Origin of the sequence: Echinicola soli (assembly GCF_006575665.1) — a bacterium.
GTDB classification, from domain to species: domain Bacteria; phylum Bacteroidota; class Bacteroidia; order Cytophagales; family Cyclobacteriaceae; genus Echinicola; species Echinicola soli.
In genome coordinates this window covers 900465-918775 of record NZ_CP041253.1, presented here as the reverse complement: position 1 = coordinate 918775, position 18311 = coordinate 900465, and the positions used below count along the sequence as shown (strand labels likewise).

Here is an 18311-nt window from a genome sequence, read left to right as displayed (position 1 = left end):
ATTTTCCAGGATGGCTCCTTTTGTGCGCCAGAATCTACAGCTTTTTTATAACTTGCAACTTGAAAGTCAATGTCCGGATTATCTTCTTAAACAAGAACTATTTATTTTGGAAAAGAAAGCGTTTCTCACCCTATACGAGCAAGATTCCTATATCAAAACCGTGGCAAAGGCCATTGAGTCATCTGCCGGTAGCAACTTTGCTTTTAAGGGCATTTCAGGCAGTATGGACATGGTTCTGTTGGCTGCATTTATAAACCTCCGCCGTAGCAGCCACCTGATCATCGCACATGACAAGGAAGAAGCGGCCTACCTGGCAAGTGACCTCAGTAGTCTGTTGGATAAAGTGGAACCACAGGTATTTCCCTCTTCCTATAAGCGTCCCTATCAGCACGAAGAGGTGGACAATGCCAATGTGCTGATGCGTGCAGAAATCCTGAACAAAGTACTCACCAAGGATAATGACATGGAGATTATCGTGTCCTATCCCGAGGCGCTTTACGAAAAAGTCATTAACAAAAAGTCTCTCCAAGAAAACACTTTCGTCGCAAAGGTGGGCGAGAAAGTGGACATTGGGTTTATCGCCGAGCTACTTAGCACTTATGACTTTGATAAAACGGATTTTGTATATGAGCCAGGCCAATTTGCCATACGCGGCGGCATCATCGATGTATTCTCCTTTGCCAATGAATCTCCTTACCGTATAGAGCTCTTTGGGAAAGAAATAGAGAGTATCAGGACTTTTGACACTGAAAGCCAGCTATCCAAGGAAGAGCTCGACCACATCAGCATCATCCCCAATGTACAGACCAAGCTGATGCAGGAGGTGCGGCAATCCTTCACGGACTTCATGCCCAAAGAAACCTGTGTATGGATCAAAGACCTCCAGTTCACCATGGACATGCTGGACAATGCCTTCGAAAAGGCCAGCCAGCAATTTGAAAAGATCGTCGACCAAACCGGAAGCAAGAGCCTGGTGCTCAAGCCAGAAAATCTTTTTGATGATGGGGCGGCATTCTTGCAGTCTCTTGACCTCTTGACCAAAATTGAATTTGGCAATCAGTTTCACCTGCCACCATCCAAAACTTTTGATTTTGACATTAAGCCCCAGCCATCTTTCAATAAGAATTTTGACCTTTTGGTCGAAAACCTGGTGGACAATGAGCGCAAGGGTTTACTGAACATTATCTGTTCAGAGAGCGAAAAGCAGGTGGAGCGGTTACAGAACATCTTTCAGGAACTGGATCCTACCCTGAAAGTCCAATCTTTGCCTGTAAGCATCAGAGAGGGTTTTGTGGATCATTCTGTCATGATCGCGTGTTATACCGATCACCAGATTTTTGAGCGTTATCATCGGTATAAAAGCAACAAAAAAGCCAGCAAGACCAAAGCGCTTACCCTTAAGGAACTCAAGACCCTACAGGCAGGGGATTATGTGGTTCACGTGGATTACGGTGTGGGCCGTTTTGCCGGGCTGGAAAAAGTCGAAGTCAACGGCAATTTCCAAGAAGCCGTGCGGCTGATATTTCGGGATGATGATCTCCTTTATGTGAACATTCATTCCCTACACAAGATATCAAAATACTCCGGCCAGGAAGGAACCCTTCCCACCATGTCCAAGCTGGGCTCTCCAGAATGGGAAAATAAAAAGAAAAAAGTAAAGCGAAAGGTCAAGGATATCGCCAAAGATCTCATTGATCTCTACGCCAAACGGAGAACTGCTCCAGGTCACCAATATGCTCAGGACAGTGTGCTCCAAGTGGAGCTCGAGAGTTCATTTATCTTTGAAGACACCCCTGATCAGGCAGTGGCTACTGGCGATGTAAAGACCGATATGGAAAAACCTTACCCGATGGACAGACTGGTATGTGGGGACGTGGGGTTCGGAAAGACAGAAGTAGCCATCCGGGCTGCCTTTAAAGCTATCAATGACCGCAAACAAGTGGCGGTATTGGTGCCTACCACCATTCTGGCCATGCAGCATTACCGTACATTCAAGGAACGACTGGAAGGATTTCCCGTTAAGGTGGATTATATTAACCGTTTTCGCAGTACCAAGCAAGTCAAGGAAATTACCAAACAGGTAACTTCAGGGGAAATCGATATTCTCGTAGGCACACACCGCATCGTCAACAAAGACATTCAGTTTAAAGACCTGGGGCTGCTCATTATCGATGAGGAACAGAAATTTGGTGTAAAGGTAAAAGACCAACTAAAAGAACTCCGTGTCAACGTGGATGTGCTCACCTTGACAGCAACACCCATCCCCAGGACCTTGCACTTTTCCCTAATGGGAGCCCGTGACCTTTCGGTGATCGCCACGCCTCCACCCAACAGGCAGCCCGTGACCACTGAAATCCACACTTTTGAGGAAGAAGTTATCCGAGACGCAGTTTCCAGAGAACTGCAGCGCGGTGGCCAGGTGTTTTTTGTCCATAACAGGGTAGGTGAAATTGACTCCATCGCCAATCTTATCATGCGCCTGATCCCCGATGCCAAAGTGGCCGGAGCCCATGGCCAGATGGACGGTAAACAACTGGAAAAAGTGATGATCCGATTTATTGAAGGCGAATTTGACGTGCTGGTATCGACCAATATTATCGAGTCGGGCCTTGACATCCCCAATGCCAATACCATTATCATCAACAGGGCCCATATGTTTGGCCTCAGCGACCTTCACCAGATGCGAGGCAGGGTAGGCAGGAGCAATAAAAAAGCCTATTGTTACCTTCTCACTTCCCCCATGTCAGGGCTCACGGCAGAAGCACGTAAACGGCTTCAGACCCTTGAGGAGTTTTCTGATCTGGGAGATGGCTTTAAAGTAGCCATGAGAGACCTGGACATCCGTGGTGCCGGCAATCTTTTGGGAGCCGAGCAAAGTGGCTTTATCACTGATCTGGGATTTGAGATGTACCACAAAATCCTGGACGAAGCAGTCCAAGAGCTCAAGGAAAATGAATTTGCCAGTCTCTTCGAAGTAGACCTGAAGGAAAAAGTGAAAGTTTTGGTTCAGGACTGTGTGATCGAAACGGACATGGAACTATTGATTCCTGAGGACTATGTAACCAATATTTCAGAACGGCTAAACTTATATTCCAAACTGGACAATATCAAGACAGAAGAAGAACTGGCCAAATTTGCCAATTCTGTATTGGATCGGTTTGGCCCAATACCAGCGGCAGTGGAAGCCCTTTTTGAAACGGTCCGGTTACGCTGGTTTGCAGAAAGGCTAGGTTTTGAAAAGCTGGTGCTTAAGAATGGCCAGATGAAGTGCTACTTCGTGCCCAGCACGCGGGAAAGCTACTTTAAGTCCGATGTTTTTGGAAATATCATTAGCTTTATTCAAGGTCATGGAAAGTTCTGTAAAATAAAAGAACATAAAAATCGTTTAATTCTTACCATTGGTGGCATCAAATCCGTAGACAAAGCCAAGCAATGGCTCAGCGAAATGAGTGCTTAAATTTGCTTTTATCTTTTCAATTCCCTTATTTGTTATGCTCTATGAAGTGTTCATTTATGGTGCTTAATACTAGTTTAATAAAATGAACGTAAAGTAAAAATATTGTTATATGTCATTATTGATTATATATTAGCAGTATTAATCGGCGAGGAATAAACCAACTTTCACATGGTGAAAAGCAACAAAAATATAAACATAATATTTACGGCGTTTTTGATGCTGTCAATGACGTTTTTGGCTTCGTGTTCCAAAAACAACGGCCCAACTTACGGGCGAAGGACTGCAGGAAGCCCCGGAAAAGTCAGTGCAGCCACAGGTGCTGAGTTAAACTTTGATCTGGAAGATACTACCCAATTTACAGTAGTCAAGTTAAAAGAGCCTGCCAAAGGCCCTAAATTGAAGTACATTCAAGGGGGGCGTGCAGTACTGGGCACCCAGGAACAGGATGTCATGGCCTTCCGTGACAATGCCGAAAGAACCGTGACCATCGCTTCATTCTACATGGACGAGACAGAAGTGACCAACCTGGACTACAAGGAATTTCTCTTTGACATGAGAAAGCGCTCCAATGCGGACTCGGTAAAACAACTGGAACCTCGAGAAGACGTCTGGACAGAAGCACTTTCTTACAATGACGTTTATTCCACCTACTATTTCAGGCACCCTGGCTTTAACTTCTATCCTGTAGCGGGCGTAACATGGGAGCAAGCCAATGCATATTGTAAATGGAGAACTGCTTACGTGAATGAGCTTTACCGCGAAAAAGAAGGCCTTGACTCTACCATGAGCAAAAACCTGCTTATCGAGCGAGGAGTAGTATTGCCAAACTACAGGCTGCCGAACGAAGCCGAATGGGAATACGCTGCCAAAGCAATGATCGGCACGCAGTACTTGGACGAAAACCAAGAAAATGGACGTATTTACCCTTGGGATGGACGTGGTGTCAGAAACCCCTACGACGTTAAACGCAAAGGCCGACAAGGTGACCTTTTGGCCAACTTTAAAAGAGGCCGTGGTGACTATGCCGGTATCGCCGGTGGTGTGACCAATGATGGCGACATCATCCCTGCCAACGTTTACGAATACCCTCCAAATGATTTTGGGCTATACAATATGTCCGGTAACATGAACGAATGGGTAGAGGATGTTTACAGGCCGCTATCTTATCAGGACTTTGAAGACCTCAATCCGCTGAGGAGAGATGGTACTAACGATGAAGCAGAAGCCTATAGGACTTCCTTAATAGATGACAATTATCGTGTTTACAAGGGTGGCAGTTGGAGAGATGTTGCTTATTGGCTATCACCAGGAACGAGACGGTTTATGCACCAAGATTCTGCCACGAACCATATCGGGTTTAGATGTGCAATGATCTCTGTAGGTGCAGACGATATGTAAAAATAAAAATTAACTGATTGATCAGGGGATGTTTCAAGCTTGAAGCATCCCTTTTTATTTGATTTTTACCGCTTATCAATTTTACTTTTTGACTCACCCAGTATAGTGCCCGGGCTGCGCTATTTTTTTGTAATTTGCTAAGATAAACGAATAGAATATGAACCTAAATTTTCTAATCCCAAGGCACTTTATGTGCCTATTGGCCTTGGCCTTTCTATTTGGAAATGCCATTGCCCAAGAGAACACAGGGTACAAAACCCCTCCCCAATCAATTCAAGACCTGGTCAATGCCCCTGTGACCCCTTCTGTCTATTTCAGCAAGAAGGGAGATATCATGCTCATGTTGGAAAGGCCCGGCTACAAATCCCTCAAGGAAGTGTCACAGCCAGAATTGCGCATCGGCGGGATCCGTATCAACCCGAAGACCAATGGGCCCAGCCGATCATCATCCTACAGCGGCATCAAGGTGAAAGACGTAAAATCAGGTGAAGAGATGACCGTTTCAGGGTTGCCCGAAAATGCTAAAATCAGCGGGATCAGCTGGTCAGATGATGAGCAATATCTTGCCTTTGGCATGGTGGGCGATGAGGGCATTAGCCTGTGGGTAGCTGACCTGGCCACCAAAACCGCCAAACAAGTAACGGATGAAATCATTAACGATGCCTATGGGACTGCCTTTACCTGGCTACCAGACCATTCACTTTTGGTAAAAGCCATTAATCCAAACCGTGGTACCCTTCCCGAAAAACCACAAGTGCCTTCCAGTCCCATCATCCAAGAGACTTCCGGCAATGCCGCTCCCAGCAGGACGTATCAGGACTTGCTGGAAAACGAATACGATGAGCAGCTTTTTGCCTATTTTATGGATACCCAGCTGATGATCGTGGATTTGGATGGAAGTGCCGAGCCCCTGGGAAAACCGGCCATGATCAAATCCATGGATGTCTCGCCTGACGGCCAATACGTCCTTGTGGAGTCCATTCAGCCCCCGTTTTCTTACTTGGTACCAGCTTACCGTTTTCCTTACCATGTAGAAGCATGGCGTATCGATGGGTCAGATCAAGTAACTATCGCGGAAATCCCGCTGGACGAAGTAAGGCCTACCGGTTTTGATGCTACTGTAACAGGACCGAGATCGATCACTTGGCGAAGAGATACTCCTGCTACCCTATATTGGGCAGAAGCGCAGGATGGTGGAGATCCCAAAGTGAAAATCGAAGAGCGTGATATTATCTACACACTGGATGCGCCATTCACAGGAAATAAGCAAAAATTGGCCTCTACCAGCTTACGATATTCAAGCATACAATGGTCGGATGATGATTTTGCGGTGCTGAACGAACGGTGGTTTGATTCCCGACAAGAAAAACGATCCCTCATCAATCCTTCCCTGCCTGGTCAGTCCCAGAAAATATTTATTGAAAGAAGCTATTCGGATATTTATAATGACCCGGGCGATCCTGTGATGACGACCAACGAACTTGGTGAATATGTCCTTCTTAGAAATGGCGACAAACTATTTATGACCAGTGAAGGTGGCTCGCCTGAAGGAAGCATGCCTTTCCTTAGCACCTTTGATGTAAGCTCAGGTGAGCAGGAAATCCTCTGGCGCTGCCAAGCACCTTTTTACGAGCAAGTGGTAAAAGTGCTGGATGATAAGGGGCACAGCTTCATCACCAGCAAGCAAAGTACCGACATCCAGCCAAACTACTGGCTGGTCAACACAAGAAAACGAATCGCTCCGATTCAGTTGACTGAATTTGAAGATCCTTATCCTTCCCTGAAAGGGATACAGAAAGAACTGGTCACATACACCAGAAATGACGGATTGAACCTATCTGCTACCATTTATACGCCTGCCGACTATGAGCCAACAAAAGACGGTAGCCTTCCCGTGCTGATGTGGGCCTACCCGCGAGAATACAAGTCGAAGGAAGTGGCCGCTCAAGTGAGAGGATCTAAATACGAATTTACCCGGCTGTATTGGGGGACTCCGCTCTATTGGGTCACCCAGGGCTACGCCATCATGGACCGAACGGAAATGCCCATCGTCGGTGAAGGAGATAAAGAACCCAATGATTTCTTCATTGAGCAATTGGTGGCCAATGCCGAAGCAGCCATTGACTATATCGTGGATAGGGGCATTGGTGACCGAGACAGGATAGCTGTGGGCGGCCACTCTTATGGAGCCTTTATGACGGCCAATCTCCTTTCACACAGTAATCTGTTTGCTGCCGGAATCGCCCGAAGCGGTGCTTATAACCGTACACTGACCCCTTTTGGCTTTCAATATGAACAACGCACATATTGGGAAGCCCCGGAAGTATATTTCAATATGTCCCCATTCATGCACGCTGACAAAGTAAAATCGCCAATCCTGCTGATCCACGGCGAAGCAGATAATAATTCCGGTACCTTCCCCATCCAGTCGGAGCGTTATTACAACGCACTGAAAGGACATGGTGCTACTGCCAGGTTGGTGTTTTTGCCAAACGAAAGCCACGGTTATGCCGCCCAGGAATCCATTATGCACACCTTATATGAGATGAATGAGTGGTTGGACAAATGGGTAAAGAACAGGGGAAAGTGAGTGTTCAGCAATACCCCTGATTGCCTAAGGAAGATATAGCGCAAAATCAAAGATCCCGCATACTGGTATATGCGGGATTTTTTTGTAATTTATCAGGAGAGAAAAGCCAATAAACACCAAGCGCTTATCCGTAAACCGTAATTTACCTTTATTTTTGTAGGTAAAACCATGTCGTTCCAAGATCATATGAAGAACCATTTACTCCTGATTTTTTTCTCTATGTCACTATTTCAATCAGCTTTTTCCCAAAGCTGGCAAAGGATCAGTGACCGGGGCAATGAACTGACAGACATCCATTGGGTCAATGAAGACGTGGCTTTTGCTTCAGGGGATCAAATTATGCTCAAAACTACCGATGGTGGTGACAGCTGGACGGAAATATCCATGCCGATGGAGGCCAGTTTGCTTTCAGTAGATTTCTATGATCACGAAAATGGTGCGATGTCAGGCGAAAATGGCGTACTTCTGCAAACCAAAGACGGTGGCCAGTCCTGGAAGGCCGTCGAGCTGAGCTCCACTGAAGATTTACTAACGGTCAAGTACCTTACCAAAGATAATATTTGGATCGCGGGAACATCAGGTACTTTACAATACTCTTCCAATGGCGGAGATTCATGGACATCGGTGGAGCCTGGAATCACTGCTGATATCAGCACGCTGTTCTTCCCGAGCAATGACAGGGGCTATTTGGGGACTTCCTCTGGAGCGATTTACAAAACTTCAGATGGAGGGCAGACCTGGCAGCCACTCGCCTCATCGATCAATACGCCTATAAATGACCTCTGCTTCACCAATGATACTACCGGCTATGCAGTGGGCGATGAGGGGGTGATTTTAAAGACCATTGATGCAGGGGATAATTGGGCGTTTATCCAGAGTGGGACCAACTACGATTATAAGCGGGTAGCTTTTAATAGGGACAGCCCTGATACGGGCATTATCGTAGGAGAAGCAGGTACTGTCTTATTTACCAATAATGCAGGACTGACCTTCGCCATTCGAAACAGTCGAACCGTAGAAGACATTAACAATATTGCCTACAAGCAGAGCACCAACACGGTCTTTGCCGTGGCTGATGCGGGGACTATCCTCCGCTCCACCAATTCGGGAAGCTCCTGGACGTCACTATTTACAGGTAATCCCAAAGATTTTTTGGCTACGGATTTTGTAAGCGATAGTCGTGGCTATATCGCTGGCAAGGAAGCCGTGATTTTACGGACTACCAATAGTGGTAACTCCTTTGCTGATTATTCCCGTCCGCTAACAACCGATTTTCATGACATCGCTTTTGTATCCAGTGCTTTTGGCTATGTAGTGGGCAATGATGGGACGATTTTGAACACCACCAACTCTGGAGGGTCTTGGACTGCCTTAAACCCCAACACCGAGAAGGACCTTTTTGGCCTATACTTCTCTGATGCTGACACGGGCTATATTGTGGGCGAAGATGGATATCTCGCCAAAACAGAAAATCGTGGCATAAACTGGACGACCATCAATGCCGGCGATAAATCGTTCGATTTTTACGATGTTGATTTTTTTCAAGATGGATCCGGGATCATTGTCGGCGAAGGAGGCCGTGTGTTTAGAAATTCCGGTGCGGAGGATTGGCAAGAGGTTTATCTTGGCATCACCAGCAATCTGAACGGGATTTTTGTGATCAGCGAGACCTCCGCCGTCATGGTGGGTGATAATGGGCAGGCATTTTTGACAGAAGATCAGGGAGGGAATTGGAAACAGCTTAATACCCATTCTACTCAACACCTTCGCGATGTAGCCTTCTTGGACAGTCTGACCGGGTTTATTGTAGGGGATGAAGGCATGCTCCTTCAGACCACTGACCAAGGGGAAACCTGGAGGCAGGTGGACACCGAAACTTTTCAGGACTTTAGGGCAATTAGCTTTGGTGATGTCAATACAGGCTATGCAGTGGGCGAGTATGGAATGATTTATCAGTACAGCTGTGAAGTGCCCACCTTTACCGGGACTATCACCGGGCAAGATAATATTTGCCTAAGCCAACAGATTTACACCTTGGAAAATGAGGGAAGCGAAGGCTTGACCTACGAATGGCGTGTGGACGGTGGCAGCATCATCGAAGGACAAGGTTCGGATAGAATTGTCGTCCAATGGGAAAGCCCTGGCCGGAATGGTGTATTGGTGAAAAGTCAAAATGTTTGCGGTGATGGTCCCACCACAGCACTGGAAGTCACTGTCTCCACCACACCGGAAAAGATAATGGAAATCACCGGTAATGGGGTGGCCTGTTTAAAAAGGGTCAGCAATTATGAAGTAGATTCGATACCGGGGATGGAATATATCTGGACAGCCAATAACGGAATCATCCAGTCAGGCCAAGGTACTGCCCATGTCGCTATCGAATGGGAATCAGAGGGGCAGCAGCAGCTGAGTGTCTTCCCCAAAAATGCCTGCGGGGAAACCTCTGCGACCAACAAAGCAATCACCGTTACCCGGGCACCTGCACAACCGGAGACCATCATGGGACTGGCGCAAGTCGGACTGGAAGAGCAGTTGTATGAAGTCACTGCAGTAGATGGTATAAATTACCAATGGTCCACAGAGGGAGGAAGCATCATCTCAGGACAAGGCACTCATTCGGCCCTAGTCAACTGGGAGAGAGAAGGTGATTTTCTGCTGGAAGTCACCCCAAGCAACAGCTGTAATGAAGGTGCCTCACAGCAGCTTAATGTCAACGTGAACCTCATTACAGGCATTGAAAAAGAAGCTGAAAATGCACAGGTTAAAATCTACCCAAATCCATCCAGTGGAAATATCCACATTGAGGTAAAAGGGGCAGGAAGTGTCAGGGAAATAAGAGTGGTGGACCCTTTGGGCAAATATTTACGGAAAATCACCCCCCATCACGATATATTTGATTTTTATATCGAAAATTTACCCGCTGGATTGTGGCTAATTGAAGTCGAAACAGCGGCAGGAAAGACAGTGGATAAAGTGTGGATAAAGTAATTGATTTTTGTTTGATTTTATCAAAAAAGTAAAAAAAATCCCAAGTTTGTCAGCTTGGGATTTTTTCGAATCGAGTGCCGTATCATTCCAGAAATTAATCAGTGATTTCTTGAATGGGCTGGCCAGTGGCACCATTTGGAATGCGAATATCCAGTAACATTGAAACTGTCGGAGCAATATCCGTAATGGTACAGTAGCGAGTACTAAATCCAGGTTTAATTTGCCAGCCATAAAACAATACTGGTACATGCGTATCATAAATATATCCCGTGCCGTGCGTGGTTCCTCTAGAGGAATTGGTTAGCCAGGCCGGTTCCAAGATCAGCAGTACATCGCCGGAAGCCTTGTGGTTAAAACCCATCTGAAGTAAATGTTTACGGCCTTCTGTGTACTCAAAGCGCTTCATGTCTGACGCGGTATAAGCTTCTTTGATTCCATCAAAGCGAAGCATAAAATCGGCAATTTCCCGCTGTACCTTTTCCAGGTCAAGGCCCTTTTCGGCAACCAGCTTTCTATTAAGGAAAATTTGCTCATTGGAAGTGTTTAGGATCCAGTCACCCTCACCGTAGTGCTCTCTCGTAAACCCTTTGAGCTGTGTCAGCGCAAAACGGGAATTAAAACTTCCTGTGGGCACTTCGATGCTTTTCATATAATTTACTACATCAGCAACTGCATGATCAGCCGTCAAAAAAACCATGTATTCTCCCTGGCCATATTCCTTGTCCAAATATTCAAAGAACTCTTCCAAACTTTGGTCTAGCCTCAGGTAAGTATCTTCAAGCTCCATGGAAGAAGGACCAAATCGGTGTCCTACATAATCGGTGGAAGAGAAGCTGACAGCCAGAAAATCTGTCTCATCACCTTTGCCCAGTTCTTCACCTTCCAAAGCCGCATAGGCCATGTCTAAGGTCAGGTCATTGCCAAAAGGCGTGCTGGCAATCAAGCCAATGCCGCCATTCTTATCCATTAGCTTCTTAAGATCATATGGGAATTCGGGTGTCTCCATTCCGGTAAAGGGGACCTCGAAGTCATTATTGTCAGCTACACTCTGGATATAGGTTTTGGTTTTATAAAGTGGCTTCCAAGTATTGGACAGGTACTTTTCGGCTAGTTTTTTCTTATTGAACTTCCGTAACCAATCAGGCACTTCATCCTTATAGTAGGTGGAAGTCATAAAATCACCGGTTTCCTTATCAAACCAGTAGGCATCTCCCAGATGACCGGCAGGAAGCGCAGCCCCACGATCTTTGATGGCGACACCTACCACCTTCGAGCGCTGGTTTGTAGAAAGGCGAAGCTCATCGGTAATGGTCGTGGTCAGTAAGTTTCGAGGTGAAATCTCACCACTGTCGCCACTTCCGCCCACATTGGTAACCGTACTGTCCTCCGCGCAATAGATCATCTTTCCCAGGTCCCTCACATACCAATTATTACTGATAATACCGTGGGTAGCTGGAGTAGTTCCAGTATAGACTGAGGAATGGCCAGGACCAGTATAGGTAGGAATATAGTTATAGTGTGCATTTTTCATCACAAACCCATCGTTCATAAGCCGCTTAAATCCGCCATCGGTAAAACGGTCATTGAATTTATGTAAATATTCGTAGCGCATTTGATCCACGACAATCCCCACTACCAGTTTTGGTTTTTTGGAATCTTGGGCAAAGCCGGCAAGGGTGATTAACACGGCCAGGCCGGTAAGAAAAGCTTTTTTCATGGGTAATAGTTTTTTGATGAAACGTAACAGACAAATTTAATGATTATGCCCTTACTTTAACGTAAACTTTTGGTGAAGTCTACCTTCTTTGTAATTGGTGAGACAAAAGGTTTATGCTGTACAGGAATGGTGGTTTAAAAAACGCTTTAAGGCCTTTATGTAAAATATTTCGCGAAATACAGTACTACTCTTTATATTCGGGAAATTTTATCATTATGAGAATATTAAAATTACTATTCACTGGCTTGTTCATTTCCATGGGGGTTTCACCATCCTTTTCCCAGTCATACTTTGACGATGGACTGGACCAGGAATTTCACCGGGAAAGAAGAGCGGCGCTTAGGCAGTTATTGCCAGCAAATTCAGTGGCGATGATCTTTACCAACCCGGTCAAAAACAGGTCAAATGACGTTGATTTTATTTATCACCCCAATACCGATTTCTTTTACCTGACAGGCTTCCGCGAACCAAACGCGGTGCTGCTGGTCTTTAGTGAAGCGCGCGAAATAGGAGGAACAATGACCGAGGAGATCATCTATGTCCAGCCCCGTGATGAAGATGCTGAAATGTGGAATGGCAAGCGATTGGGCGTAGCAGGGGTAAAAGCCAAGCTGGGAATTGAAGCGGTTTACCTTAATGAGGACTTTGGGACGGATCCTGTACTTGAATTTGACCAATTCGATGAAATCCTCACTTTTAGCCTCTCGGAAAACATCGAGGAAAGCAGTGCAAACAAAGCCATGCTCGATATGCGTGAACAATTCAAAACCGAAACAGCATACCCCGAGGAAATGTCTGCTGTCACCAGCAAAATGTACGAACTCATCCGGGCCACGGACCAGGAAAATTCTGCCAATGTCGCACAGGTCATTGGTCGATATAGAAAGTACTATCCAGAGGTGGAAAATGATGATGTCCTAATGGAATTTGCCAATGCAGACAGTCCCGAAAAAAGAATGGACGTGGCCAAAAAAATTCCTTCACAGCAACTGAACATCTCCGCACTCCCAGAGATCATGACCAAACTCCGTGGAGTCAAGACCAAGGAAGAAATCGGAATGCTCAAAAAGGCCATAAGAATCTCTGCTATTGGCCAAATTGAAGTCATGAAAGCATTGAAGCCGGGTATGTCCGAACGTGAGGTACAGGGCATCCATGAATTTGTCTACAAACGATATGGTGCCGAAAATGTCGGTTATCCCTCTATCGTAGGAGCGGGAAAAAACGGCTGTATTCTTCATTATATTTCCAATGACCTCAGAGATCCCGACAAGCGCCTGATGCTTATGGACCTTGGAGCTGAATGGAGAGGCTATACGGCTGATGTGACCAGGACAATCCCTATTTCGGGAAAATTTACTCCTGAGGAAAAGGCCATTTACGACTTGGTGTATAAAGCCCAAGAAGCCGCCATGCAGGCTTGTAAGCCAGGGGTAGAGTTTGGTGAAATCAGCCAAGTCGCCAAAAGGGTCATCAATGAAGGATTGGAAGAACTTGGTATCATTATCCGGGGACAACGACACCGCTATTTCCCTCATGGCACTAGTCACCATCTTGGGCTGGATGTGCATGACCGTGGTGCATATGGTCCACTGGAGGAAGGCATGGTACTGACCGTAGAACCCGGAGTCTACATCCCCGAAGGAAGTGACTGCGACCCAAAATGGTGGAACATCGCAGTCAGAATAGAAGATGATGTGGTGATTACCGAAGATGGTTTCGAGAACTTGTCATCTGATGCCCCAAGGACCAGCAAGGAGGTAGAAGCCATGATGGCAAAGCCGAGTGTGCTCGAAAATTGGGTACTGCCTGAGCTATAATATTAAATTAATATCTATCAGTTGTAAGTGGCATTCTGTCGATAGGAAGGATCTTTCTATCCCAAATAGTATGGGAAAGATCCCTCCTTCACTTGCGGTGGTGGCGGCTAGGGAGGGAAAAGTCATTCCTGACCCATTAAGAACATCACCAGCAATCCCAAAATGATAAAAACAGGTCCCCAATATTGCATTTTGATCCAGAAGATGCTGTGATGGGGTTTTACTGAAAACTCCTGTCCGGTCTTTTTGTCCACCAAGGTTTTTCCCTCATCGCTGTTCCATTTCCTGCCCATCACCCAGCTAAATACACCTGCCACAAAAAAGGACAATGAAAAAGCGTATTGCAAATAAGCATTGCCCAATACACTCATAAAAAGTGCAACAGAAAGCAATAAAACCAAAATGGAGAATATCCCTCTTCCAGACCAAATTATCATAGTTCCCAATTGTTATAATAGTTTCTTATAATACAATTCAACTATTGAAGGTTAAAATCACTTAAAATACTGTAAAATTACCAATAACTGAATATGCCTTTTACAAAATGAGCATTTAGAGAATGCTAGTCATCATTTTTCAGGTCGCCGCGCTTGATGGATTTGATAAATTCTGCCCATGCAAAAGGATTAAGCAGTGGGAAAGACCTTGGACCATACCGGTCTTGAAGCTGTTGCATTTGGCCGCTTTGGAAGGTGCGGAAGTTTTCATTGGCAGAAGCAGGCATCTGTTCAGCCCATCGGAGGAGCATCTGAGGGCTTAGGTTGCCACGGTCAAGTGGCATTTCCTCGACATGCATTGCCAATACCGCTTGTTTAAATTCCTCTTCCGTTGGGTAGGGCATTACTTCCACTTCACCAAGGGCAATTTCATCTTGGGCCATGGTAAGGATCAGGCTGAGTTTATCGTCATTTACTTTTTCTGGAACCTTGAACGCTTGGTTTTTAAGGCCCACAAAACTAAACACCACGCTGTCTCCTTCTGCTACCGGCATCGAGAAATAGCCAAATTGATTGGAACTTGTACCACGTCCTTTTCGTGGTACGTACACATTTACGCCAGATACAGCACTGGTACTGTCAGCATTTAGAATAATCCCTGACAGTTGGACCACCTTTCTTTCTTGCGTATCCTGTGCCTGTGCATTGGAGTTTAGCAAGAAAACCAGTACAAAACATAAAAAGAAACCAAGATATGTAAATGATGTTTTCAAAATTGCCCTTTTTTAAAAGAAACGATGGGACGCTAAAATAGTTCGTCCTACACCCCGCGAATTCAACTGCTATTATAGGTTATTTTCACTGTATTTTCTTAATTTCAGGCAGGTTTCTTCGTTAAAAGTTATTAAATGCGACTTAAAAATATCAGTTTGAATTATGGGATGCGGGTATTTAAGGCACTTTCTGAAGAGCCGAGGGTAAGGATCATCCACCTACTGATCCAAAATAAGGAAATGTGCATTTCGGATTTGGAACATATCCTTGACTTTACCCAAACCAAAACAAGTCGACACCTTGCTTACCTGAAAAATGCCGGCTTAGTGGGCAGTAAAAGGATTGACCAGTGGACATTTTATTACATTTTGGATGAAGCCATTGATATCATTAACCAGATTTTTAAGTTTATTGAAAAAGATGCGAACCTTTTACGTGATCAGGAGATTTATGAGATACTACGTTCCAATCGGGAACTGGCCATTAATAAAATTGTAAACCATCCATATCGGTAAACCAAGGTAACATTTTGAAAAAATACAAGCACCTTTTTTTTGACCTAGACCACACCTTGTGGGATTATGACCGCAATGTGCAGGAGTCCTTATCAGAACTGTATGAAATATATGCTCTTGAGGGGCTAGGCGTGCCCACGAACCATGATTTCTACAACACATTCCTTCAGGTAAACTATGGTCTCTGGGAGCATTATAATGTAGGCACCATGGACAAGGTAACCCTGAGAAAGGAGCGATTTAGGAGAATATTTGATGAATTTGGCGCACATGATGTGCCAGTACCCAAGGCCATGGAAGAGGATTTTATGAAACGTACTTCCTCAAAACCGCACCTGTTTCGATATTCAAAAGAAATCCTGAATTACCTTCATCCCAAATACGAGCTCCATATCATCACCAATGGCTTCAATGAAAGCCAAGCACTGAAAATGACCTCTTCCGGCATCCAGTCGTTCTTTCAGCTAGTGGTCACGTCGGAAACCACAGGGCATAAAAAACCTGATAGACGGATTTTTGAATATGCTATGAACCAATTAGGGACTTCCCCGGATGAGTGCCTCATGATCGGGGACAATCCAGTTTCAGATATAGAAGGAGCCCGGAATGCTTCCATCGACCAAGTGTTTTTTAATCCTTCCAAGCTAAACAATGCGCTAATGGCGACGTATACCATTAGTGATTTAGAGGAATTGAAAAAGATACTATAATCCCTCCAAAGACCTACTTTGGCATGGAATTTTAGGCTATATTCCTATATTTGTTTCATACAGAATATATAAAACTCAAATCATTATGCTAAAAGGTTTTTTTAATGTTCCGGAACCAAAAAACGAACCGGTTTTCGATTATGCACCAGGAACACCAGAACGGGCCAAGCTGCAAGCAGCGCTTCAAGAGGCCCGCTCCAAGGAGGTAGATGTTCCGATGTACATTGGAAGTGAAGAAGTAAGAACAGGGAATAAGATTCCACTGTCACCTCCTCATGACCATCAGCATCTTCTTGGGCATTTTCATGAAGGGGACAAGTCTCATGTAGAACAGGCGATCAATGCCGCTTTGGGAGCCAAGGAAGCCTGGGAAACTATGGAATGGGAACAGCGAGCCGCAATTTTTCTGAAAGCCGCCGACCTGATCGCAGGCCCTTATCGATATAAAATGAACGCAGCCACTATGCTGGGCCAATCAAAAAATGCTTTCCAAGCTGAGATTGATTCGGCATGTGAAATCGTGGATTTCCTGCGGTTCAATGTTAAATATATGACCGAAATCTACAAGCAACAGCCTCCAATTTCGGGAGATGGTGTTTGGAATAGATTGGAACAGCGACCATTGGAAGGGTTTATCTTTGCACTGACGCCGTTTAACTTTACTGCCATTGCAGGAAACCTGCCCACAGCACCGGCGATGATGGGCAATACGGTGGTGTGGAAACCTGCCTATACGCAGATTTACGCTGCCAACGTCTTGATGCAAGTGTTCAGGGAAGCGGGTGTACCTGATGGTGTTATCAATTTGGTCTATGTAGATGGGCCTTCTGCTGGTGAGGTGATTTTCGAACACCCTGAGTTCGCAGGTATTCACTTTACAGGATCCACTGCTGTATTCCAGACCATCTGGAAGACGATCGGTAACAATATCGAAAAATATAAATCTTATCCTAGAATCGTTGGGGAGACTGGCGGCAAAGACTTTGTGATCGCCCATAAGTCTACCGATGCCAAGCAATTGGCCACTGGCCTCGTGCGGGGAGCGTTTGAATTCCAAGGACAAAAGTGTTCTGCTGCTTCCAGGGCGTATGTCCCCTCAAATCTCTGGGAAGATGTGAAGAAATATATGCAAGAAGACTTGGCCACTATCAAAATGGGCGGGCCTGAAGACTTCAGTAACTTCGTCAATGCCGTAATCGATGAAAAATCATTTGATAAAATCGCCAAATACATCGATAATGCCAAGGCTAATGGATTGGAAATCGTGGCTGGCGGCAACTATGATAAGTCAAAGGGCTATTTCGTGGAGCCAACGGTGCTGCTTACCACAGATCCAATGTACACCACTATGTGTGAAGAGATCTTCGGTCCTGTACTGACCATTTACGTGTATCAGGAAGACCATTTCGAGGAAGCACTCGAACTAGTGGACAAGACTTCCCCGTATGGATTGACAGGGGCAATTTTCTCCCATGATCGTTACGCTGCGCAGTTGGCTACCCAAAAGCTGAGAAATGCCGCGGGTAACTTCTATATCAATGACAAGCCAACCGGAGCGGTAGTAGGCCAACAGCCATTTGGCGGTGCCAGAAAATCCGGTACCAACGATAAGGCCGGAGCGATGATCAACATGCTGCGTTGGGTATCTCCAAGGACCATCAAGGAAACCTTCGTCACACCGACGGACTATCGTTATCCATTCCTTGGGGAAGATTGAGAAGATTGAAATATTGTAATAGTTGAATATTGCCATCTGCTGCGGCGGATGGCTTTTTTGTTTTAGGATGACTTTATTTAATGCGCGCTTCACCCCACATCCCAAGATTTAGAAAAAATAGTAATGTAAAACAGCTAACTTATTGGGGCACCACATGGAGCATGGGTAGGTAACAGTAAGTGGATACA

At 45.4% G+C, this 18311-nt stretch carries 11 protein-coding genes; 8 read left to right on the top strand and 3 right to left on the bottom strand.

All coding sequences use genetic code 11. From position 1 onward, the window contains the following. Nucleotides 1-106 precede the first annotated feature (106 nt). The 4 genes from mfd (at nt 107) to FKX85_RS03800 (ending at nt 10433) form a co-directional block, all read left to right on the top strand. A complete protein-coding gene (mfd, locus tag FKX85_RS03815) occupies nt 107-3457 on the top strand; it encodes a transcription-repair coupling factor (RefSeq protein WP_141613472.1) in 3351 nt (1116 codons plus the stop codon). 168 nt (nt 3458-3625) lie between these two features. After that, nucleotides 3626-4855: a gliding motility lipoprotein GldJ gene (gene gldJ / locus FKX85_RS03810; RefSeq protein ID WP_141613471.1), complete on the top strand. Its 1230-nt coding sequence runs from the start codon at nt 3626-3628 to the stop codon at nt 4853-4855. 157 nt (nt 4856-5012) lie between these two features. Next, the gene (locus tag FKX85_RS03805; protein ID WP_141613470.1) at nt 5013-7445 is read left to right on the top strand and encodes a S9 family peptidase; all 2433 of its coding nucleotides are present in this window, start codon (nt 5013-5015) and stop codon (nt 7443-7445) included. Nucleotides 7446-7664: 219 nt separating this feature from the next. Next, nucleotides 7665-10433, top strand: coding sequence for a YCF48-related protein (locus FKX85_RS03800; protein WP_229239750.1), 2769 nt, complete (start codon nt 7665-7667; stop codon nt 10431-10433). A gap of 94 nt (nt 10434-10527) precedes the next feature. Here FKX85_RS03800 and pafA read toward each other — a convergent pair whose 3' ends face one another. Further along, on the bottom strand, nt 10528-12150 hold the full coding sequence (gene pafA, locus FKX85_RS03795; RefSeq protein WP_141613469.1) for an alkaline phosphatase PafA: 1623 nt from the start codon (nt 12148-12150) through the stop codon (nt 10528-10530). Between the two features lie 215 nt (nt 12151-12365). Here pafA and FKX85_RS03790 point away from each other — a divergent pair, with 215 nt between their 5' ends. Beyond that, nucleotides 12366-13970 (top strand): aminopeptidase P N-terminal domain-containing protein, encoded by a 1605-nt coding sequence (locus FKX85_RS03790; protein ID WP_141613468.1) that lies wholly within the window; start codon nt 12366-12368, stop codon nt 13968-13970. A gap of 122 nt (nt 13971-14092) precedes the next feature. On the opposite strand, the gene FKX85_RS03785 is transcribed toward FKX85_RS03790, so the two are convergent. Together FKX85_RS03785 and FKX85_RS03780 are read right to left on the bottom strand one after the other, a co-directional pair. After that, complete coding sequence (locus FKX85_RS03785) at nt 14093-14407, bottom strand: hypothetical protein (RefSeq protein ID WP_141613467.1); 315 nt, start codon at nt 14405-14407, stop codon at nt 14093-14095. 125 nt (nt 14408-14532) lie between these two features. After that, on the bottom strand, nt 14533-15180 hold the full coding sequence (locus tag FKX85_RS03780; protein ID WP_141613466.1) for a carboxypeptidase-like regulatory domain-containing protein: 648 nt from the start codon (nt 15178-15180) through the stop codon (nt 14533-14535). Nucleotides 15181-15315: 135 nt separating this feature from the next. Here FKX85_RS03780 and FKX85_RS03775 point away from each other — a divergent pair, with 135 nt between their 5' ends. From FKX85_RS03775 to pruA, 3 genes are all read left to right on the top strand, one after another. Next, nucleotides 15316-15696, top strand: coding sequence for an ArsR/SmtB family transcription factor (locus FKX85_RS03775; protein ID WP_141613465.1), 381 nt, complete (start codon nt 15316-15318; stop codon nt 15694-15696). A 14-nt stretch (nt 15697-15710) separates the two neighbouring features. Then, complete coding sequence (locus tag FKX85_RS03770) at nt 15711-16406, top strand: YjjG family noncanonical pyrimidine nucleotidase (RefSeq protein ID WP_141613464.1); 696 nt, start codon at nt 15711-15713, stop codon at nt 16404-16406. A gap of 85 nt (nt 16407-16491) precedes the next feature. Beyond that, entirely contained in the window at nt 16492-18123 is a 1632-nt protein-coding gene (gene pruA, locus FKX85_RS03765) for an L-glutamate gamma-semialdehyde dehydrogenase (protein WP_141613463.1), read from the top strand. Nucleotides 18124-18311 lie beyond the last annotated feature (188 nt).